Genomic DNA, 19,149 nt, shown 5'->3' with positions numbered 1-19,149 from the left:
CGACACGCATCGCCATGATGGGCATACTCCTTTCTCGAAGTCATGGCGTCAGACCGAGCGCCGCGCGCTTCCTGCCAGAGGCGCTAAACGGAATTTACAGAAAGGATGGTACACAACCTAACGCAACCGGACTTTTGCTTGACCATGACTCCACCTCTCGTTATAATTTCATGTTCTTCCATACTCTTTTTTTCGGAGCAGCGCCATGTACGCGGTCATAAAAACCGGCGGCAAGCAGTATCGCGTCACCGTCGGCGAAAAGATCAAAGTAGAACAGATACCTGCTGAAGTGGGCGCCGAAATTTCCCTGGACCAGGTCCTGATGGCCGGTGAAGGTGATTCGGTGAAAATCGGCACGCCCGTGCTCGAAGGTGCGCGCGTGAAGGCCACGGTCGTCGCCCACGGCCGGCACCCCAAAGTGCGCATCTTCAAGATGCGTCGCCGCAAGCACTACCAAAAGCACCAAGGCCACCGGCAGAATTACACCGAATTGCACATTCAGGCGATCGAAGCCTGATCCCCTTGCGCGAGGACAACGACCATGGCACACAAAAAAGCGGGCGGCAGTTCCCGTAACGGCCGCGATTCCGAATCGAAACGGCTCGGCGTGAAGCGCTACGGCGGCCAATTCGTGATCGCCGGCAACATCATCGTGCGTCAGCGCGGCACCCAGTTCCACGCCGGCGACAACGTCGGCGTCGGGCGCGACTACACGCTCTTCGCCCTGAAAGACGGTATCGTCGAATTCACCGTCAAAGGCCCGAAGCAGCGCCGCTACGTCACCGTCCGGCCGCTCGAAGCCTGATTCACTGCGCCGCTACCGCGGCCAGAAAGTTCGTGATTTTGCGGAAAGCCTCGTCCGGCGCACCGGGTGAGGCTTTCCCCCTTTGGAAGATTCATGAAATTCATCGACGAAGTCCGCATCGAAGTCATTGCCGGCAAGGGAGGCGACGGCTGCGCCTCGTTTCGCCGGGAAAAATTCATCCCCAAGGGCGGGCCCGACGGCGGTGACGGCGGACGCGGCGGCAGCATCTGGTTCGAGGCCGACGAGAATCTCAACACCCTCATCGACTACCGCTACACTCGGCTCTTTCGCGCCAAGCGGGGCGAAAACGGCCGCGGCAGCGACTGCTACGGCGCCTCCGGCGAGGACATGACGCTGCGCGTGCCGGTCGGCACCCTGATTTTCGACGACGAGACCGGCGAGCTCCTCGCCGACCTCGCCCGGCCGGGCGAGCGGGCGCTCATCGCCAAAGGCGGCCGCGGCGGGCTGGGCAACCTCCATTTCAAGTCGAGCACCAATCGCGCCCCGCGCCAGCGTACGCTCGGCGAGCCGGGCGAACACCGCCTGTTGCGCCTCGAACTGCGCGTGCTCGCCGACGTGGGGCTGCTGGGGCTTCCCAACGCGGGCAAATCCACCTTCATCCGCGCCGTCTCCGCCGCGAAGCCCAAAGTGGCCGACTATCCTTTCACCACGCTCCACCCCAACCTCGGCGTGGTCCGCACCGACGTCAACCACAGTTTCGTCATCGCCGACATCCCCGGCCTGATCGAAGGGGCGAGCGAAGGCGCCGGACTCGGTCACCGATTCCTGCGTCACCTGCAGCGCACGCGCCTGCTGCTGCATCTCATCGACCTCGCCCCCCTCGACCCGGAGGCCGACCCGGTGCACGATGCGCACGCGCTCGTCGAAGAGCTGCGCCGCTACGACGAGGCGCTCGCAGCCAAACCCCGCTGGCTCGTGCTCAACAAGATCGACCTGATCCCGGAAGACGAACGCGAGGCCCGCATCGCCGCGTTTCTCGACGCCTACGGCCCTGCGTCGCGCCACTTCGCCATCAGCGCGGCCACCGGCGAAGGCTGCCAGGCGCTCGTCTATGCGGTCCAAGAAACGCTCGATGCGATGAAAGCCGAAACGCCCGCGCCCCAGGATCCGGAAGAAGATGCCTTGGACGACCTCGACGAGGCCGAGCATGACGAATCCTGACCGCCGCGCGGCGCTCGCCGCCGCCAAGCTGCTCGTCGTCAAGGTCGGCAGCGCCCTCGTCACCGCCGACGGCCGTGGTCTGGATCACGAGGCGATTCGCGGCTGGGCGGCCCAGATCGCCCGCCTCTTCGACGAAGGACGGCGCGTGTGCCTCGTCTCCTCGGGAGCGATCGCCGCCGGCATGCAGCGCCTGGGCTGGACGCAGCGCCCCAAAGAGACGGCGCTGCTGCAAGCGGCCGCCGCCGTCGGCCAAGCGGCATTGGTCGATACCTACGAGTACGCCTTCCATCCCTACGGTCGCCATACGGCCCAGATTCTCCTTACGCACGCCGATCTCGCCGATCGCACGCGCTATCTCAACGCCCGCAGTACCCTCAAAACCCTGCTCGATCTGGGCGTGGTGCCCATCATCAACGAGAACGACACCATCGTCACCGACGAGATCAAGTTCGGCGACAACGACACGCTCGGGGCCTTGGTGACCAATCTCATCGACGCCGACGCCCTCTTCATCCTCACCGACCAGCAAGGGCTTTACACCGCCGATCCGCGCGTCCACCCCGAAGCCGAACTCGTGCGCGAGGGCAACGCCGAAGATCCGCGCTACGCCGCCATGGCCGGCGGTGCCGGCTCCGCGATCGCCAAGGGCGGCATGATCACCAAGATCCGCGCCGCCGCCCGTGCCGCCAAGAGCGGGGCGCACACCGTCATCGCCTCCGGGCGCGAGCCCGAAGTGATCGTGCGTTTGGCCCACGGCGAGGCGCTAGGCACACTCCTCTACGCCGAACGCAGTCGACTCGCTGCCCGTAAGCAGTGGCTCGCCGATCATCTCAAGCTCGCCGGCACGCTGCACGTCGACGCCGGCGCCGCCCGGGCGCTACGCCAAGGCAAGAGCCTGCTGCCAGTGGGCGTGACCCGGGTAGAAGGAGAATTCGTGCGCGGCGCCGTCGTCGCCTGCCTCGACCCCGAAGGGCATGAGATTGGCCGCGGTCTCATCAACTACGACGCCGCCGAGGCCCGCGCCATCATCGGCCTGCCCTCGCGCCGGATCGCCGAGCGGCTGGGGTATATGGCCGAGCCCGAGCTCATCCACCGCGACAACTTCGTGCTCACCGGCTGATTCATCGCAACAGGCTCAGAATCCCCCCCAGCGTGAGCGCCGAACCGAGCGTGGTGAGCGAGATGAGGCGCGCCACCGCCGGCGCATCTCCCCCGAGGCGGCTCGCCAGGATGTAGGCCGAGCTGGCCGAAGGAAGTGCCGCGAAAAGAATCAGCATCTCGCGCGCCAAGCCCTCGATCCCCCACCACGTGGCGATGCCCCAGGCGATGGCCGGCAAGGCCAGCAGCTTGATCGCCACGATACCCCAGGATGCGGGCCGCAAGAGCGAACGATCGATCCGCAACGCAGCTCCTACGCCGATCAGCCCCATCGCCACTGCCGCCGCCCCCAAGCGCCCGAGCAGGGTATCCATGGCCGCCGGCAAGGGAAGCCCGGCGAGATGATAGGCTGCCCCAGCAAGCGTCGCCAACACCAGCGGATTCGTTCCCAAAGCGCGCAAAGTGGCACGCACGCCCCCACGGCTCATCGACCCCACGGCCAAGACATTGACCAAAGGCACCATCGTGCCACACACCGCCCCCATGAGGGCCGAGCCGCTCGCCCCGGCCAATTGTCCGGCGAGCGCCATTCCCATGTACGTGTTGAAGCGATAGGCGCACTGGATCTGCGAGGCCGCGCGCACCGGATTGGGATCGATCGCCCGGCGAATCATCCAACCCAGCGCAAAGCCGGCCAGTACCGTCACTGCGGCCGCGCCGAGCAAGGCCAGCGCACCAGCGCCCAAGGTCGGCGCATTCGCCAGCGAGCGAAAGAGCATCGCCGGGAAGAGCACGTAATACACCAAGCGTTCCACACCGCTCCAGAATTCCGGCTGCACCATCACCCAACGCGCCAGGATCGCTCCCAACACGATCAAGGTGAAATCCGGCAAAACGAGCAAAAATCCCTCCACCGTCGTGCATCCCTCGTCGACCAAAGACGTCATTGTACGGACTCTCGCCCCCGGGGCACGACATGCTCGCACGGATCCGTATCGGACGATTTCGACCTCTGCCCCTTGAATTACCCCCCACCCACCCCCATAATGACTCCACGATCACGAATCGGCGGAGCATGAGGTTATGACCGAAGGAACCAAACCCAAGCACGACACCCCGCAGGGCGGGGAACAAACCCCCCGGGAGAATCCCACCACGTCCGACCCCCAAGCGGATGCCGAAGTGATGCCCAGCCTCGAAGAGATGCTGCGCATCGCCGAGCAGAAGGCCGCCGAACACCACGACGCCTGGCTGCGGGCCAAGGCCGAAGCGGAAAACGTCCGCCGCCGCGCCCAGGAAGAAATCGCCAAGGCGAGCAAGTTCGCCAGCGAGCGCTTTGCCGCCTCCATGCTGCCGGTCAAGGACAGCCTCGAGGCCGCGCTCGGCACGCCCAACCAGACGCTGGAAACCCTGCGCCAGGGCGTGGAGCTCACCCTGCGCCAGCTCGAGAATGCCTTCGAGAGCGCCAACGTGCGCCAGATCGATCCGCAGGGCGAAAAATTCGACCCCCACCTGCATCAGGCGGTGGGCATGCTCGAGAGCGACGCCGAACCCAACACCGTCGTGCAGGTGCTGCAGAAAGGCTACCTGCTGCACGACCGGGTCCTGCGGCCGGCGCTCGTCATGGTCGCCAAGCCCAAGTCCGAAGCGGCAAGCGCCGAAGGCGGCGACGGCAACGCCTCCTCTTGAAAAACCGCCGCCTCGCCGCCATCTGAACACCAACCGCATTCAAACGAGAGGAACGCATCATGGGAAAAATCATCGGTATCGACCTCGGCACCACCAATAGCTGCGTGGCCGTGATGGAAAACGGCAAGCCGAAGGTGATCGAGAACTCCGAGGGCGCACGCACCACCCCCTCGGTGGTCGCCTATCTCGAAGACGGCGAGATCCTGGTGGGTGCTCCGGCCAAGCGCCAGGCCATCACCAACGCCGCCAACACCATTTACGCCGTCAAGCGCCTCATCGGCCGCAAGTTCGACGACCCGGAAGTGCAGAAGGACATCAAACTGATGCCCTACAAGATCGTGCGCGCCGACAATGGCGACGCCTGGGTCGAAGTGCGCGGCAAGAAGATCTCGCCGCAGCAGGTCTCGGCCGAAATCCTGCGCAAGATGAAGAAGACCGCCGAAGACTACCTCGGCGAGGAAGTGACCGAAGCGGTCATCACGGTGCCCGCCTACTTCAACGACGCCCAACGCCAGGCCACCAAGGACGCCGGCCGCATCGCCGGGCTCGACGTCAAGCGCATCATCAACGAACCCACCGCCGCGGCGCTCGCCTACGGCATGGACAAGAAGCCGGGCGACTCCAAGATCGCCGTCTATGACCTCGGCGGCGGTACCTTCGACATCTCCATCATCGAGATCGCCGAAGTCGACGGCGAGCACCAGTTCGAAGTACTCTCCACCAACGGCGACACCTTCCTCGGTGGCGAAGACTTCGACAACCGGCTGATGGACTACATCGTCGACGAGTTCAAGAAAGAACAGGGCGTCGACCTCAAGAAAGACCCGCTGGCCATGCAGCGGCTCAAGGAAGCCGCCGAAAAGGCCAAGATCGAGCTCTCCTCGAGCCAGCAGACCGAGGTGAACCTCCCCTACATCACGGCCGATGCGAGCGGCCCCAAACACCTCGCCATGAAGATCACCCGGGCGAAGTTCGAAGCGCTCGTCGACGACCTCATCGAAAAGACGCTCGAACCCTGCCGCATCGCCCTCAAGGACGCCGGGCTCAAGGTCTCGGACATCGACGACGTCATCCTCGTCGGCGGCCAGACTCGCATGCCCAAGGTGCAACAAAAGGTCAAGGAATTCTTCGGCAAGGAGCCGCGGCGCGACGTCAACCCCGACGAAGCCGTCGCCATCGGCGCCGCCATCCAGGCCGGCGTTCTGCAAGGCGAAGTCAAGGACGTGCTGCTGCTGGACGTCACGCCGCTGTCGCTGGGCATCGAGACGCTCGGCGGGGTGATGACCAAGCTCATCCCGAAGAACACCACCATCCCGACCAAGGCGACGCAGATCTTCTCCACGGCCGAGGACAATCAAACGGCCGTCACCATCCGCGTCTTCCAGGGCGAGCGGGAACTGGCGCGCGACAACAAGCTGCTCGGGGAATTCAACCTCGAGGGGATTCCGCCTGCGCCGCGCGGCGTGCCGCAGATCGAAGTCACCTTCGACATCGACGCCAACGGCATCCTGCACGTGTCGGCCCGCGACAAGGCCACCGGCAAGGAGAACAAGATCACCATCAAGGCGAACTCCGGTCTCACCGAAGAGCAGATCCAGCAGATGATCCGCGACGCCGAAGCGCACGCCGAGGAAGACCGCCGCATGCGCGAGCTGATCGAGGCGCGCAACCAGTGCGATGCACTCATCCACTCGGTGCGCAAGAGCCTCGAAGAGCTCGGCGACAAGGTGAAGGCCGACGACAAGGAAAAAATCGAAGCAGCCCTCAAGGAAGCCGAAGAGGCGATGAAATCCGACGACAAGGGTAAAATCGAGGCCGCGATGCGCAAGCTCGGGCAGGCGAGCGCCGAGATGTCCCAGCATCTCTATGGTGCTGGTGAAGCAGGTGCTGCGCCCGGTGGTGCGGGAACGTCCGCGGGACAACGCGCCGGCGACAGCGACGTGGTCGACGCCGAGTTCACCGAGGTCAAGGACGACAAGAAACACTGATCGGCCCTGCCCCGCACCCTGAAAGCCGAGCCCGCGCCGGACACTCCCGGCCCGGGCTCGGCTGCGTCATGACCCCACACTGGCGAGACGATGACACAAAAAGATTATTACGCGATCCTCGAAGTGAGCCGCGAAGCGACGGCGGCCGAGATCAAAAAAGCCTACCGGCGTCTGGCGATGAAATACCACCCGGACCGCAATCCGGGCGACAAGGCGGCCGAAGAGAAATTCAAGGAAATCCAGCGCGCCTACGACGTGCTGAGCGACGAGCAAAAGCGCGCCGCCTACGATCGCTACGGGCATGCCGGCGTAGATGGAGCCGCGGCCGGCGCCGGGGCAGCCGGGTTCGACGACTTCGCCGAAGCCTTCTCCGACATCTTCGGCGATCTCTTCGGCGGTAGCCGGCGCGGCCGCTCCCAGGTCTATCGCGGCGCCGATCTGCGCTACCAGCTCGAGATCTCGCTCGAAGAGGCCGCGCACGGCACCACCAAGACCATCCGCATTCCCACGGCCGAGACCTGCGACACCTGCCACGGCACCGGCGCGCGCCCCGGTACGCAGCCGCGGGTGTGCCCCACCTGCGGCGGCATCGGCCAAGTGCGCATGCAGCAGGGATTCTTCTCCATCCAGCAGACCTGCCCCGAATGCCATGGCAGCGGCAGTATCGTCGCCGACCCCTGCCCGGACTGCGGCGGCGCGGGGCGGGTGCGGCGCACGCGCACGCTGGAAGTGAAGATCCCGGCCGGCATCGACACCGGCATGCGCCTGCGCCAGAGCGGCTACGGCGAGGCGGGCATCAACGGCGGTCCGCCGGGCGATCTCTACGTCGAGATCCGCATCAAGCCCCACCCCATTTTCCAGCGCGATGGCGACGATCTGCACTGCGAGATGCCCATCTCCATCACCACGGCCGCGCTGGGCGGCGAGATCGACGTTCCCACGCTCGATGGCATCGCCAAGTTGCGCATCCCCCCGGGCACGCAGACGGGCAAGGTCTTCCGCCTGCGCGGCAAGGGCATCCGCAACGTGCGCAACCAGGGCGTGGGCGACCTGCTCTGCCACGTGGTGGTAGAAACGCCGGTCAATCTCACCGAGCGGCAGAAAGAGCTCTTGCGCGAATTCGAAGAGATCGCCCATGAAAACGCCGAACGGCACAACCCGCGCAGCAAATCCTGGTTCGACCGCATGCGCGAATTCTTCACCGGTGAAGCACAATGAACGCGGAGCACACGAAAAAATCCTGCAACCGGCCACGGAACGCGGCGTGCGCGGTGTAAAAAGTGCGATCCACCACATCGACGGCACGTGCATTCGGAAAACGGAAAACGCCGTCATGCACCCGCGCGCCAGGCCGTACGCATCGTCTTACCCTATCCCAGGAATCCGTCCATGCCGCAGACCTCCTCCATGAACCGGGTGCGCCGTGCCCTGCTCACGGCGCTTCTCGCCTGCACCTTCCCCACCCTTTCCTTCGCTCAAGGAGCCCAAGCCGTGCAAGTCAAACTCACCACCAACCGCGGTGACATCGTGCTCGAACTCGATCCCGTCAAAGCCCCCAAGACGGTGGAGAACTTTCTCGCCTACGTCGAGAGCGGCCACTACGACGGCACCATTTTTCATCGCGTCATCGACGGATTCATGATCCAGGGCGGCGGGCTCACCGCCGACATGAAGCAGAAACCGACACGCGCGCCGATTCCCAATGAAGCCGACAACGGCCTCAAGAACCGGCGCGGCACCGTCGCCATGGCCCGCACCCAGGACCCCCATTCGGCCACGGCGCAATTCTTCATCAACGTCGCCGACAATGACTTCCTCGACTACCGTGCCCCCACCACCCAGGGTTGGGGCTACTGCGTCTTCGGCAAGGTCGTGCAGGGCATGGACGTGGTCGACGCCATCAAGTCGGTGAAGACCGGCACCGTCGGTCCTTGGCGAGACGTACCGCTCGAACCGGTGGTGATCGAGCACGCCGAGGTGCTGCGATGACGGCGCTGCCGGCATTCGAGGCGCCGCGCCTGCGCCTGCCGCGCGCCACGCTCGTCTCCGACCTGCACCTCGACATCGATCGTGACACACCGCGCCTGCACGCCTTCTGCGAATGGCTCGCCCAGCGCCCGGCAGAAGAGCCCGTCTTCCTCCTGGGCGACATCTTCGAATTCTGGATCGGCGACGACTGGACGCACCCGGTAGTGGAATCCCTCGTCGCTGCCTTCGCCGCGGCCCGCGCACGCGGCGTCTCGTTCCATTTCCTTGCCGGCAACCGCGATTTCCTCGTGGGCGAGACCTTTGCCACACGCGCCGGCTGGGCGATGCTGCCCGATCCGGTGGCCGTGGACATCGCCGGGCGAGCCTTCGTGCTCACCCACGGCGACCTCCTATGCACCGACGATCACGCCTATCAAGCCTGGCGCGCCCAGGCGCGGCAGCCCGCCGCCCAAGCCGCCTTCCTCGCCCAGCCCCTGCCGGCGCGTATCGCCTTCGCTCAGCGCTCACGCGAACAGAGCCGTGCCTACCAGGGCGCGCTGGAAGCGCCGATCGACGTCAATGAGGACGAGGTGCGTCGTTGGCTCGAAACCTACCCTTCGGCGGTGTTGCTCCATGGTCACACCCACCGCTGCGCCGTGCATCGTTACTCGATCGCCGACGAGCAGCGCGAGCGCTGGGTGCTGCCCGAATGGCACGACACCGCCCGCTGGCTGGAGATAGGCCCCGAAGGCGCCACTTGGCACGGCGTGACACCGGCCAGGGTCGAACACCGTTGAATCCTACTCCCCGATCGCGTCCAGCCCACGCGCGAGGTCGGCTTTCAGGTCTTCGACCTCTTCCAGGCCGACCGAGACGCGCAGCAGGTCTTCGCCCACGCCCATCGCCTGCCGCACTTCCGGGGCCAACCGCCCGTGCGTGGTGCTCGCCGGATGCGTAATGGTGGATTTGACGTCGCCGAGGTTGCCGGTGATCGAGAATATCCGGGTGGAATCGATCACGCGCCAGGCCTCGCTGCGTCCGCCGCGCACGCGAAAACTCACCACTCCGCCCCCCAGTTTCTGCTGGCGCCGCGCGAGCGCATGCTGCGGGTGCGATTCGAGCCAGGGATAGCGCACCTGCACCACGTTCGGATGCCCCTCGAGCCAGCGCGCGAGCGCGAGCGCCGCCTCGCTCTGCGCCCGCACGCGCAACGGCAGCGTCTCCAGGCTCTTCACCAGCACCCAGGCGTTGAACGGTGAAAGGCTGGGCCCTGCCGTGCGCAGGAAGCGGTAGACCAAATCGACGAGCGAGCGACTACCGAGCACCGCCCCACCGAGCACCCGGCCCTGACCATCGAGGTATTTGGTGGCCGAATGGATGACCAGATCCGCCCCCAGGGCGAGCGGCTGCTGTCCGATGGGCGTGCAAAAGGTGTTATCGACCGCGAGCAAGGCACCGACCCGGTGCGCCCGTTCGGCAAGCGAGGCCAAATCGACGAGCTCCATGAGCGGGTTGCTGGGCGTCTCGCAGAAGACGAGCCGGGTGCGCGGGGTGAGCGCCGCCTCCAGCGCCGCGGCATCGCCCAGATCGACGAAGCGCGTGGTGATGCCAAAGCGCGGCAGGATCGCCGAGAAGAGCTGGTGCGTGGCGCCGAAGAGCCCCTGGCCGGCCACGATCTCCTCGCCCTGGGAGACGAAAGTCATGGCCGCGCACAGGATCGCCGCCATGCCCGAGGCGGCGGCGATGCAGGATTCGGCCCCTTCGAGACTCGCGAGCCGCTCCTGGAACATGCTCACCGTCGGGTTGGTAAAGCGGCTATAGGTATAGCCCTCTTCCTGCTCGAGGAAGCGCGCCGCCGCTTGCGCTGCGTCGGCGAAAACGAAACTCGAAGTGAGATAGAGCCCTTCGGCATGCTCGCCGAATTGGCTACGCAGCACGCCATCGCGCACCGCGCGCGTGCCCAGGCCCTTGTCGTCGTTCATGACCGTCCTTTCATGCGTCCTGGTCGAGGGGCAGGTTGAGATCGAGCTGAGCCGCTCCCTCGCTGTCTTCGCGCTCGGACAGAGCAGCCGGTGCGTCGCCGCGCCGTTCGATCCGTTCGAGGTATTCGGGCGTGACGTCGCCCGTGATGTAGCGGCCGTCGAAGCAGGAAGACTCGAAGCGCCGGATCGCCGGATTGACGCTTTGGATGGCGCGTTTGAGGTCTTCGAGTTCCTGATAGAGCAGCCCGTCGGCGCCGATCTGGCGGCGGACTTCTTCCTCGTCGCAGTAGGCGGCGATGAGCTCGCGGCGGCTCGGCATGTCGATCCCGTAGACGTTGGCGTAGCGCACGGGCGGAGCCGCCGAGGCGAGAAAGACTTCCACGGCACCGGCGTCGCGCGCCATCTGGATGATCTCGCGACTGGTGGTACCCCGCACGATGGAGTCGTCGACGAGCAATACGCGCTTACCGCGGAATTCCTGATGCACGGCGTTGAGCTTCTTGCGCACGGAATTCTTGCGCACCGTCTGCCCCGGCATGATGAAGGTGCGGCCGATGTAGCGGTTCTTGACGAACCCCTCGCGGTAGGGCAGCCCCAGGCGAGTAGCCATCTCCAACGCCGCCGGACGGCTGGAATCGGGAATGGGGATCACCACGTCGATGCGCGTGTGCGGAAAGCGGGTGCGGAAACGCTCGGCGAGGTATTCGCCCATCTTCACGCGCGCCTCATAGACCGACACCCCGTCGATCACCGAATCGGGGCGGGCCAGATAGACGAATTCGAAGAGACAGGGCGCGAGCAACGGGTCATCGGCGCACTGGCGCGCGCGCATCGTGCCGTCGATGCCGAAGAGGATCGCCTCGCCGGGCGCGACGTCGCGCACCAGCCGAAACCCCAGCGTATCGAGCGCGACCGACTCGGAAGCCACGAGCCACTCCGTCCCTGAAGGCGTGTCGTTGCGGCCGAAGACGAGCGGACGGATGCCGTAGGGGTCACGAAAGGCGAGCAGACCATAGCCCGCGATCATCACCACCACCGCATAGGCGCCGCGGCAGCGCCGATGCACCCCCCGCACCGCCGCGAATACCGCCTCGTCGTCGGGGCGCGCCCCCTTGGAGGCGGCCGCGAGCTCGTGGGCGAAGACGTTGAGCAGAATCTCGGAGTCGGAATTGGTGTTGATGTGACGCAAGTCGGTCTCGAAGATCTCTCGCTTGAGCGCCTCGCCGTTGGTGAGGTTGCCGTTGTGCGCGAGCAGCAGACCAAAAGGCGAATTGACGTAGAAGGGCTGCGCTTCGGCCGGATTGCAGGCATCGCCCGCCGTGGGGTAGCGCACGTGGCCGATACCCCAGTTGCCCACGAGACTGCGCATGTTGCGCGTGCGAAAGACGTCGCGCACCAGTCCCGGCCCCTTGTGCATGTAGAAGCGGTCGTCACTGCCGGTGGCGATGCCCGCCGCATCCTGCCCTCGGTGCTGCAGCACCATCAATCCATCATACAGGAGCTGGTTGACCGGCTGATGGGCAACCACCCCGAGGATTCCGCACATTCAAATGATCTCCCTAGGCAAAGGCAATTTCTCGATCAAGCCTCGCGGCAACCACGGCTCCAGGCGTTGCAAGGCTGCAACGATCCACGGCGCGGTGCTCGATTGTCGCCACCACGGGGCTTCCTGGACGCCGACCGCCAGCAGCGCCGCCGTACACAACAACACCACCGCCACACCTCGCACCACCCCGAAAACCGCACCGAACACGCGGTCTATCCCCCCTAGGCCGACGGCACGCAACAGTTCGCGCAGGGCGTAGCGCATCAGTGCCGCCAGCATGAACACGGCGAGAAAGATCGTGGCAAAGCCCAAGACGCGCTGCAACAAAGGATCACTGAACCAGCGCGCATAGAACACCTGACCGATCGGCCAACAGAACACCCACCCCAAGACGATCGCCACGACCCATGCCATCACCGACAGCAGCTCGGAGACGCCGCCACGCCAAGCGCCCACGAGCAGTGAAATACCGATCACTGCGACTACCGCGTAATCGAAACCGTTCATGGCGAGGCGACGTACACCACGCGAGGGCTCAAGTGTTGCTGCTCGGCGATCGCCTTGGCAGAATGGGCTTTGGATTCGTGCACGAAAGGACCGATGCGCACACGATACCAGCCATCGGCGCCGTTTTCGACGAAGGCTTCGAGCCCGGCAGCGCGCAGCTGCCCGGCCACCTGCTTCGCCTTGTTTCCATCGCGAAAAGCACCCGCCTGCACCACCCAATACCCAGGCAGCTTTTGTCCTGGTTTCAATACGCCCTCCAAGGCGGCGAGTGCACGCGCCTTTTCCTGCAAGGTATCGGATTTGACGGTTGGCACCGGACTGGATTCGGTCACCGGCTTGGGCGGCTCGGGCGGCGCAGTGGATCGAAGTGCCCCCCCCTCCGTTTGCGGGAGCGCAGGAGCGGATGTCGTCTGCTGCGACAGAGGATCTCGGGCGGAAGGAGGTTCTTGCCCGATCGGAGGCGTTGGCAGCGGGATGGACACCTCGGCGCGCTCGACTTCCGGCAGCCGAGAGGGTTCGGAAACACGTTCCGATATCGCATCGGGACTAGCCTCGGGCGGCGGCAAAGAATCGGGCGCTTGCTCGCGGGAAGGAATCCGTACCTCGACCGGATCCCTCGGTCCTCGAGGCTCCTGCTCCATCACCAGAGGCAGCGTGATGAGCGCGGCCAACAGCAGGACGAGGGCTCCGACGAAACGCCGCCGTATCCTGCGCAACCGCTCGAGAGTTTCTTCCTGGGTCGTCACCGTGCTTCCGTGTCCTGGACGTGCAGCGCACGCAGCGCATCGGCCACCGTGAGGAAAGAGCCGAACACGACGATTCTATCATCGTCCTTGGCCTGTGCCTTAGCCGCAGCAAGCGCCTCGGCCACCGAGGCGCACGTTTCCCGGGGCGCCACCCCCGCGGACTCCAACCTCGCGGCGAGCGCTTCGGCCGTGAGCGCGCGAGGTCCTGGCAGGCCGGCGGCAAACCACGCATCGACCCGGGGAGCGAGCACCCGTGCCACCCCTTCTACGTCCTTGTCGGCGAGCATGCCGACCACGGCCAAGGTGCAGCGGTACCCCGGCATCGCGGCGAGATTCTCGGCGAGCACCGCCGCGGCCTGGGGATTGTGCGCGACGTCGAGGATCACGCTCGGACGGCCCGGCAACACCTGAAAACGCCCCGGGAGTTCCACCGTCATCAAACCCTCGCGCACCGCCTGCATCGCCAGCGGCAGACGATCGCGCAGGCAGGTGAGCGCCATCAGCGCCGCGGAGGCGTTCATCAGCTGATTGACTCCGCGTAGCGCCGGATAGGGCAGACCGCCGCGGTTACCCGCCGTGCGCGACCACCAGCGCCACTGCTGGCGGTCGCCATCGTAGCCGAAGTCCACGCCGAGGCGGTAGAGCTCGGCACCGAGCGCGGCGGCCGTCTCCAGCACCGAGCGCGGCGGCACCGGATCGGCGACGATGGCCGGCCGGCCGGGGCGGAAGATACCGGCTTTTTCGCGCCCGATCGCCTCCCGGTCCGGCCCGAGCCAGGCTTGATGGTCGAGCGCCACGCCGGTGAGGATCGCAGCATCCGCATCGAACACGTTGGTCGCGTCCAGCCGCCCGCCCATGCCGACTTCCAAGATGATGGCATCGAGCGGTTCGCGGCAGAAGGCCACCCAGGCCGCCAGCGTGCCATGCTCGAAATAGGTGAGCGGCACGTCGCCGCGCGCCGCCTCTACCGCTTCGAAGGCGGCAAGCAGGGCTTCGTCGCCGATCGGCTGGCCGTCGAGGCGTACGCGCTCGTTGTAGCGCAAGAGGTGGGGTGAGGTGTAGCAGCCCACCCGATAGCCGCCGGCGCGCAGCATGGCTTCGAGCAGCGCACAGGTCGAGCCTTTGCCGTTGGTACCGGTCACCGTGATGACGAACGCATCGTGGGTAAAAGGCAGACGCTCGCGCACCGCCCGCACCCGCTCGAGCCCCAGGGCGATCACGTGGCTCGCCGCGCGCGCTTCGAGCTGCGCCAGCCAGCGATCCAGGGCGGAGGTCTGCGTCATGCCACCTCGTGCGGGCGCAGCCCCAGCAGGGAGAAGGTGCGCGCGAGCCACGGCCGCAGCCGACGCCGGTCGACGATGGCATCCAATGCGCCTTTCTCCAGCAGAAACTCGGCGCGCTGAAACCCTTCCGGCAACGTTTGGCGCACCGTCTGCTCGATGACGCGCGGCCCGGCAAAACCGATGAGCGCTCCGGGTTCGGCCACGACCACGTCCCCCATGAAAGCGAAACTGGCCGACACGCCCCCCATCGTCGGGTCGGTGAGCACCGAGACGAAGGGCAGCCGCGCCTGGGCGAGCTGCGTGAGCGCGGCATTGGTCTTGGCCATCTGCATGAGCGACAGCACCCCTTCCTGCATGCGCGCGCCGCCGCTCGCCGCGATGCACACGAAACCGCAGCGATGTTCGATGGCGTGGCGTACCCCACGCACGAAGCGCTCACCCACGACCGAACCCATGGAGCCGCCCATGAATTCGAACTCGAAGCAGGCCGCCACCACCGGCAGGGTCTCGAGACGCCCGGCGAGCACGATGAGCGCCTCGCTCTCGCCCGTGGCCTTGGTCGCCTCCTTGAGTCGGTCGGTGTAGCGTTTGCTGTCCTTGAATTTCAACGCATCCACCGGCCGTACTTCAGCGCCGATCTCCACTCGCCCTTCGGGGTCGAGCAGCGCCTCGAGCCGGGCACGGGCGCGGATGCGATGGTGATGGCCGCATTTGGGACAGACGCGCAACTCGCGATCGAGGTCGGCGGCATAGAGCACCTCGTCGCAGGCTTCGCACTTGGTCCACAACCCCTCGGGGACGTTGTGGCGCGCGCCGCTCACTTCACGCCGGATACGCGGCGGCAGGATCTTGTCGAGCCAGCTCATCGAGTCACCCCTTCATCGAGCGTCCGGCGGATCGGACGCAGAAATGATTCCACCCGGCGGCACGCCTCGTCGGCATCCGATGCGCCTTCCAGGGTTTCGAGCAGCCGGCTGCCGATGACCACCGCGTCGGCCACGGCGCCGATCTCGGCGGCCGTTTGGGCATCCCGGATGCCAAACCCCACGGCGATGGGCAGGCCCGTGCGTTCGCGCAAACCGGGAATGCGCGCGAGCACCGAGGCGACGTCGAGTGAGCCCGCTCCCGTCACACCGGTGAGCGAGACGTAATAGACGTACCCGCCGCCGAGCCGCGCCACCTCGTCGGCCCGCTCTGGTCTGGAAGTGGGCGCGAGCAGAAAGATCGGATGCAGTCCTGCTTCGCGCAACCGCGCGGCGAACGGTTCGGCCTCCTGCGGCGGATAATCGACGGTGAGCACGCCGTCGACGCCGGCTTCGCGCGCCGCCTCCACGAAACGCGCCTCACCCATCGCCTCGATCGGATTGGCGTAGCCCATCAGCACCACGGGCGTATCGGCATCTGTGCGGCGAAAGTCGCGCACCAAGTCGAGCACCCGAGCAAGCGTCATACCCTGTGCCAAAGCCCGTTCGCTCGCACGCTGGATGGTCGGCCCATCGGCCATGGGGTCGGAGAAAGGGATCCCCAGTTCGATCAGGTCGGCGCCGGCGCGCACCAACGCCGGCAAGAGCGCCCGCGTTGTTTCGACCGAGGGAAAACCCGCCGTCACGAAAGGGATGAGCGCCTTGCGCCCCTGCTCGCGCAGGCGGGCGAAGGTACGATCGATACGGTTCATGGGACGCTCCTCGTTCACCAGCGAATGCCCGAGCGTTCGGCCACGGTGTGCATGTCCTTGTCGCCACGCCCCGAGAGGTTGACGAGCAGCACCGTCTCGCGCGGCAGGCTCGGCGCGAGCTTGGCCGCGTAGGCGAGCGCGTGCGAGGATTCGAGCGCGGGGATGATGCCTTCGTAACGGCACAGCGCGTGGAAGGCCGCCAGCGCCTCGTCGTCGGTCACGGCCACGTACTCGGCGCGCCCCAGATCCTTGAGGAGCGCATGCTCCGGCCCCACGCCGGGATAGTCCAGACCGGCGGAGATGGAATGCGTCTCGCGGATCTGGCCGTGCTCGTCCTGCAGCAGGTAGGTGCGATTGCCGTGCAGCACGCCGGGACGACCGGCCACGAGCGTGGCCGCGTGCCGCCCCGTTTCGACCCCCTCACCGGCCGCCTCCACCCCGATCAGACGCACCGATTCGTGCTCCAGATAGGGGTAGAAGATCCCGATGGCGTTGGAACCCCCGCCGACACAAGCGATCACGTAGTCGGGCTGACGGCCGATGAGCTCGGGCATCTGCCACAGGCATTCCTTGCCGATGACGGACTGAAAGTCGCGCACCATCTCCGGATAGGGATGCGGCCCGGCCACGGTGCCGAGGATGTAGAAGGTGTCATGGACGTTGGTGACCCAGTCGCGCATGGCCTCGTTGAGGGCATCCTTGAGCGTGCGCGAACCGGAGGAGACCGGCACCACTTCGGCCCCCAGCAGCTTCATGCGATAGACGTTGGCCGCCTGCCGGTGCACGTCCTCCTCGCCCATATAGACGATGCAGCGCATGCCGTAGCGCGCCGCCACCGTAGCGGTGGCCACGCCGTGCTGCCCCGCGCCGGTCTCGGCGATCACGCGCGGTTTGCCCATGCGCCGGGCGAGCAGCGCCTGGCCGATGCAGTTGTTGATCTTGTGCGCGCCGGTGTGGTTCAGGTCCTCGCGCTTGAGGTAGATCTGAGCCCCGCCCAACGTCTCCGACCAGCGTTTGGCGTGGTAGATGGGGCTGGGCCGGCCGACGTAGTGTTTGAGCTCATCCTCGAACTCGGCACGAAAAGACGCGTCGCGCTTGGCCTCCTCATAGGCCTGGGCGAGCGCCTCGAGCGCCGGCACGAGCGTCTCGGCCACGTAGACGCCTCCGTAGGGACCGAAATGGCCCCGGGCATCCGGGTAGTGATAATCCATCAGCGCATTCCTTGGGTCATGGCGGCGAAGAACGCCGCCATCCTCTGCGGGCATTTGATCCCTTTGGCTGCCTCGACCCCGCTCGAGACGTCGACGGCCCACGGCCGCACCCGGGCGATCGCCTCGGCCACCGTCTCGGGCGTAAGGCCCCCGGCGAGCACCACCGGGCGCGGCAGGGCGGGCGGGATCAGGTTCCAGTCGAAGGCGCGCCCGCTGCCGCCCCAAACGGCGGAGTCGGCATCGAGCAGCAGCCCCTTCGCGTCGGGATAGCATCGCGCCAATTCTAGCAGATCGAGCCCCGGGCGCACCCGCAGCGCCTTGAGATAAGGCCGAGCGAAACGCCGGCACAGCTCGGGCGGCTCGTCGCCGTGGAACTGCAGCAGATCGAGCGGCACACGCTCGAGCACCGATTCCACCTCGTCCGGGACCGGATTGACGAAAAGCCCCACCGTGGTGACGAAAGGGGGCACTTCGGCAAGCAGGGCTTCGGCCTGCGTGGGCGTCACCGCCCGGGGGCTGGGCGGATAGAAGACGAAACCGAGCGCATCGGCACCCAAGCGGCACGCCTCGCGCACGTCTTCGGGCCGCGTCAGGCCGCAGATCTTCACCCGGACGCGCCAGGGCCAGAGGGAATCTAGATTATGGGACATCCACTTCCTCGTATAGACCGAATTCGGGCCGGCGCACGATACGCTCGGGCAACCCCAACCCCGGAGGATACTCGACGCCGCAGAAATAGAGCCCGGCGGCAGCGAACGTGGGAGCGGCAAGCGCACGCTCGCGCCGTTCGAGCACTTCGCCGACCCATTCGGGCGGGAAACGCCCTTTGCCTACGTAGACGAGCGCTCCGACGAGATTGCGCACCATGTGATGCAGGAAGGCATCGGCGTGCGCATCGAAATGCAGAAAAGGGCCGCGGCGCGTGATCTCGAGACGATGGAGCGTCTTCACGGGCGAGCGCGCCTGGCATTGGGCGGCACGAAAGGCCGAGAAATCGTGCGTACCGAGAAAGAGCGCCGCAGCCGCGCGCATCGGTTCGAGCGCAAGCGGCCGCATCTCCCAACCGACCCGGCCGGCGAGCGCTGCCGGGCGCACCGGCGCGTTGTAGAGTACGTAGCGGTAGTGGCGGGAAGTGGCGCGATAGCGCGCGTGAAACGCCTCGGACACGGGCCAAGCCGCCCGTACGGCGACGTCTTCGGGCAAACGGGCATTCACCCCCCGCACCCAGGCAGAGGCGGGACGTTCGGCCGAAGTGTCGAAATGCACCACCTGGGCAAGCGCATGAACCCTCGCATCGGTGCGGCCTGCGCAATGCAGACGGACGGGGTGAGCGGCAAGTGCAGAGACCGCCGCTTCCAGTACTCCCTGCACCGTGCGCCCACCCGCCTGTGTCTGCCAGCCGTGAAAGCCTTGCCCGGCGTATTCGACGAGCAATGCCCAGCGCACTACCTCACCTCTGCCGGCAATGG

The 19,149-nt window shown here is 66.2% G+C and carries 20 protein-coding genes; 9 read left to right on the top strand and 11 right to left on the bottom strand.

Going from position 1 to position 19,149, the window contains the following annotated elements:
* Window positions 1-205 precede the first annotated feature (205 nt).
* The 4 genes from rplU to proB all read left to right on the top strand — a co-directional run bounded on the left by rplU (window position 206) and on the right by proB (window position 3,107).
* Window positions 206-517 carry a 50S ribosomal protein L21 gene (gene rplU / locus EPD80_RS05765; RefSeq protein ID WP_028874848.1) on the top strand — a complete coding sequence of 104 codons (312 nt, stop codon included), beginning with the start codon at window positions 206-208 and terminating at the stop codon, window positions 515-517.
* Between the two features lie 24 nt (window positions 518-541).
* Window positions 542-805 (top strand): 50S ribosomal protein L27, encoded by a 264-nt coding sequence (rpmA, locus tag EPD80_RS05760; RefSeq protein WP_142810149.1) that lies wholly within the window; start codon window positions 542-544, stop codon window positions 803-805.
* A gap of 93 nt (window positions 806-898) precedes the next feature.
* A complete protein-coding gene (gene cgtA / locus EPD80_RS05755) occupies window positions 899-1,987 on the top strand; it encodes an Obg family GTPase CgtA (RefSeq protein ID WP_142810145.1) in 1,089 nt (362 codons plus the stop codon).
* Window positions 1,974-3,107, top strand: coding sequence for a glutamate 5-kinase (gene proB / locus EPD80_RS05750; protein ID WP_142810143.1), 1,134 nt, complete (start codon window positions 1,974-1,976; stop codon window positions 3,105-3,107). Before cgtA ends, proB begins: the two co-directional genes overlap by 14 nt.
* A 1-nt stretch (window position 3,108) precedes the next feature.
* Here proB and EPD80_RS05745 read toward each other — a convergent pair whose 3' ends face one another.
* Window positions 3,109-4,032: an AEC family transporter gene (locus EPD80_RS05745; RefSeq protein ID WP_221928869.1), complete on the bottom strand. Its 924-nt coding sequence runs from the start codon at window positions 4,030-4,032 to the stop codon at window positions 3,109-3,111.
* A gap of 136 nt (window positions 4,033-4,168) precedes the next feature.
* Here EPD80_RS05745 and grpE point away from each other — a divergent pair, with 136 nt between their 5' ends.
* From grpE to EPD80_RS05720, 5 genes are all read left to right on the top strand, one after another.
* The gene (gene grpE, locus EPD80_RS05740; RefSeq protein WP_142810140.1) at window positions 4,169-4,774 is read left to right on the top strand and encodes a nucleotide exchange factor GrpE; all 606 of its coding nucleotides are present in this window, start codon (window positions 4,169-4,171) and stop codon (window positions 4,772-4,774) included.
* Window positions 4,775-4,833: 59 nt separating this feature from the next.
* Complete coding sequence (dnaK, locus tag EPD80_RS05735) at window positions 4,834-6,762, top strand: molecular chaperone DnaK (protein WP_142810138.1); 1,929 nt, start codon at window positions 4,834-4,836, stop codon at window positions 6,760-6,762.
* A gap of 90 nt (window positions 6,763-6,852) precedes the next feature.
* Window positions 6,853-7,980, top strand: coding sequence for a molecular chaperone DnaJ (gene dnaJ / locus EPD80_RS05730; RefSeq protein WP_142810136.1), 1,128 nt, complete (start codon window positions 6,853-6,855; stop codon window positions 7,978-7,980).
* A 171-nt stretch (window positions 7,981-8,151) separates the two neighbouring features.
* Window positions 8,152-8,751: a peptidylprolyl isomerase gene (locus EPD80_RS05725; protein WP_260677377.1), complete on the top strand. Its 600-nt coding sequence runs from the start codon at window positions 8,152-8,154 to the stop codon at window positions 8,749-8,751.
* Window positions 8,748-9,527 (top strand): UDP-2,3-diacylglucosamine diphosphatase, encoded by a 780-nt coding sequence (locus tag EPD80_RS05720; RefSeq protein ID WP_142810134.1) that lies wholly within the window; start codon window positions 8,748-8,750, stop codon window positions 9,525-9,527. The genes EPD80_RS05725 and EPD80_RS05720 overlap by 4 nt, the downstream gene beginning before the upstream one ends.
* Window positions 9,528-9,530: 3 nt before the next feature.
* Here the strand turns inward: EPD80_RS05720 and EPD80_RS05715 are convergent, their stop codons facing one another.
* The 10 genes from EPD80_RS05715 to truA are packed head-to-tail and all read right to left on the bottom strand — an operon-like array spanning window position 9,531 to window position 19,126.
* A complete protein-coding gene (locus EPD80_RS05715) occupies window positions 9,531-10,712 on the bottom strand; it encodes an O-succinylhomoserine sulfhydrylase (RefSeq protein ID WP_142810131.1) in 1,182 nt (393 codons plus the stop codon).
* Window positions 10,713-10,722: 10 nt separating this feature from the next.
* Window positions 10,723-12,258, bottom strand: coding sequence for an amidophosphoribosyltransferase (gene purF, locus EPD80_RS05710; protein WP_142804965.1), 1,536 nt, complete (start codon window positions 12,256-12,258; stop codon window positions 10,723-10,725).
* Window positions 12,259-12,765: a CvpA family protein gene (locus tag EPD80_RS05705; protein ID WP_142804964.1), complete on the bottom strand. Its 507-nt coding sequence runs from the start codon at window positions 12,763-12,765 to the stop codon at window positions 12,259-12,261.
* A complete protein-coding gene (locus EPD80_RS05700; RefSeq protein WP_142804963.1) occupies window positions 12,762-13,511 on the bottom strand; it encodes an SPOR domain-containing protein in 750 nt (249 codons plus the stop codon). The genes EPD80_RS05705 and EPD80_RS05700 overlap by 4 nt, the downstream gene beginning before the upstream one ends.
* Window positions 13,508-14,794, bottom strand: a complete 1,287-nt coding sequence (folC, locus tag EPD80_RS05695) for a bifunctional tetrahydrofolate synthase/dihydrofolate synthase (protein WP_142804962.1) — start codon at window positions 14,792-14,794, stop codon at window positions 13,508-13,510. Before folC ends, EPD80_RS05700 begins: the two co-directional genes overlap by 4 nt.
* Complete coding sequence (gene accD, locus EPD80_RS05690; RefSeq protein ID WP_142804961.1) at window positions 14,791-15,660, bottom strand: acetyl-CoA carboxylase, carboxyltransferase subunit beta; 870 nt, start codon at window positions 15,658-15,660, stop codon at window positions 14,791-14,793. Before accD ends, folC begins: the two co-directional genes overlap by 4 nt.
* The gene (trpA, locus tag EPD80_RS05685) at window positions 15,657-16,469 is read right to left on the bottom strand and encodes a tryptophan synthase subunit alpha (protein ID WP_142804960.1); all 813 of its coding nucleotides are present in this window, start codon (window positions 16,467-16,469) and stop codon (window positions 15,657-15,659) included. The genes accD and trpA overlap by 4 nt, the downstream gene beginning before the upstream one ends.
* A 14-nt stretch (window positions 16,470-16,483) precedes the next feature.
* Window positions 16,484-17,680, bottom strand: a complete 1,197-nt coding sequence (gene trpB / locus EPD80_RS05680; protein ID WP_142804959.1) for a tryptophan synthase subunit beta — start codon at window positions 17,678-17,680, stop codon at window positions 16,484-16,486.
* Complete coding sequence (locus EPD80_RS05675; protein ID WP_142810128.1) at window positions 17,680-18,330, bottom strand: phosphoribosylanthranilate isomerase; 651 nt, start codon at window positions 18,328-18,330, stop codon at window positions 17,680-17,682. Before EPD80_RS05675 ends, trpB begins: the two co-directional genes overlap by 1 nt.
* The gene (gene truA, locus EPD80_RS05670; RefSeq protein WP_142810124.1) at window positions 18,320-19,126 is read right to left on the bottom strand and encodes a tRNA pseudouridine(38-40) synthase TruA; all 807 of its coding nucleotides are present in this window, start codon (window positions 19,124-19,126) and stop codon (window positions 18,320-18,322) included. The genes EPD80_RS05675 and truA overlap by 11 nt, the downstream gene beginning before the upstream one ends.
* Between the last annotated feature and the right edge of the window lie 23 nt (window positions 19,127-19,149).

Origin of the sequence: Tepidiphilus olei (assembly GCF_006980705.1) — a bacterium.
Taxonomy (GTDB): domain Bacteria; phylum Pseudomonadota; class Gammaproteobacteria; order Burkholderiales; family Rhodocyclaceae; genus Tepidiphilus; species Tepidiphilus olei.
The sequence above is the reverse complement of the archived record's forward strand: the minus strand, read 5'-3'. Positions and strand labels throughout refer to the sequence as shown.

Bases quoted from the DNA above. Each gene is read 5' to 3' on its own strand.
- grpE (WP_142810140.1), top strand. From the start codon at position 4,169: ATGACCGAAGGAACCAAACCCAAGCACGACACCCCGCAGGGCGGGGAA.
- EPD80_RS05745 (WP_221928869.1), bottom strand. From the start codon at position 4,032: ATGACGTCTTTGGTCGACGAGGGATGCACGACGGTGGAGGGATTTTTG.
- dnaK (WP_142810138.1), top strand. From the start codon at position 4,834: ATGGGAAAAATCATCGGTATCGACCTCGGCACCACCAATAGCTGCGTG.
- EPD80_RS05675 (WP_142810128.1), bottom strand. From the start codon at position 18,330: ATGTCCCATAATCTAGATTCCCTCTGGCCCTGGCGCGTCCGGGTGAAG.
- EPD80_RS05715 (WP_142810131.1), bottom strand. From the start codon at position 10,712: ATGAACGACGACAAGGGCCTGGGCACGCGCGCGGTGCGCGATGGCGTG.
- proB (WP_142810143.1), top strand. From the start codon at position 1,974: ATGACGAATCCTGACCGCCGCGCGGCGCTCGCCGCCGCCAAGCTGCTC.
- trpB (WP_142804959.1), bottom strand. From the start codon at position 17,680: ATGGATTATCACTACCCGGATGCCCGGGGCCATTTCGGTCCCTACGGA.
- accD (WP_142804961.1), bottom strand. From the start codon at position 15,660: ATGAGCTGGCTCGACAAGATCCTGCCGCCGCGTATCCGGCGTGAAGTG.
- cgtA (WP_142810145.1), top strand. From the start codon at position 899: ATGAAATTCATCGACGAAGTCCGCATCGAAGTCATTGCCGGCAAGGGA.
- purF (WP_142804965.1), bottom strand. From the start codon at position 12,258: ATGTGCGGAATCCTCGGGGTGGTTGCCCATCAGCCGGTCAACCAGCTC.
- dnaJ (WP_142810136.1), top strand. From the start codon at position 6,853: ATGACACAAAAAGATTATTACGCGATCCTCGAAGTGAGCCGCGAAGCG.
- EPD80_RS05720 (WP_142810134.1), top strand. From the start codon at position 8,748: ATGACGGCGCTGCCGGCATTCGAGGCGCCGCGCCTGCGCCTGCCGCGC.
- rpmA (WP_142810149.1), top strand. From the start codon at position 542: ATGGCACACAAAAAAGCGGGCGGCAGTTCCCGTAACGGCCGCGATTCC.
- EPD80_RS05705 (WP_142804964.1), bottom strand. From the start codon at position 12,765: ATGAACGGTTTCGATTACGCGGTAGTCGCAGTGATCGGTATTTCACTG.
- EPD80_RS05725 (WP_260677377.1), top strand. From the start codon at position 8,152: ATGCCGCAGACCTCCTCCATGAACCGGGTGCGCCGTGCCCTGCTCACG.
- folC (WP_142804962.1), bottom strand. From the start codon at position 14,794: ATGACGCAGACCTCCGCCCTGGATCGCTGGCTGGCGCAGCTCGAAGCG.
- trpA (WP_142804960.1), bottom strand. From the start codon at position 16,469: ATGAACCGTATCGATCGTACCTTCGCCCGCCTGCGCGAGCAGGGGCGC.
- rplU (WP_028874848.1), top strand. From the start codon at position 206: ATGTACGCGGTCATAAAAACCGGCGGCAAGCAGTATCGCGTCACCGTC.